The organism is Pseudomonas sp. UMAB-40 (assembly GCF_900095275.1).
GTDB lineage: Bacteria > Pseudomonadota > Gammaproteobacteria > Pseudomonadales > Pseudomonadaceae > Aquipseudomonas > Aquipseudomonas mandelii_B.
Genome location: NZ_LT607642.1, coordinates 1 through 272, shown reverse-complemented (window position 1 = coordinate 272; position 272 = coordinate 1). Strand labels below are relative to the sequence as shown.

At 40.1% G+C, this 272-nt stretch carries 1 pseudogene; it reads right to left on the bottom strand.

The annotated features are described in order from the left end of the window. A pseudogene (locus K0F88_RS32135) lies at window positions 1-206 on the bottom strand (hypothetical protein); the annotation flags it as partial. Window positions 207-272: the final 66 nt, after the last annotated feature.

Sequence of the window (272 nt, the reverse complement as noted above, 5' to 3'; positions counted from 1 at the left end):
ATAACAACACTCGTAGATTCCAGTTTATCAATCGCTTGATTATGATTTACCGTAGCCACATATAGCTTAGAGGTCTCAATTATCTCGCCAAGCTCAAATTGGCTCCTATCATGTATGGGCTTATTAAGCATATACGCAAGAACATTCGAACTAGCAATCCAGAGTTTATAGTGCCGTCTTTCAACATCTGGATACTTCGCGAGCATATCACTCAAATCCTGTCGACCCAGTATATCTGCTGGAGACAAAACAAATGGTGAAAGTTTCTGCAT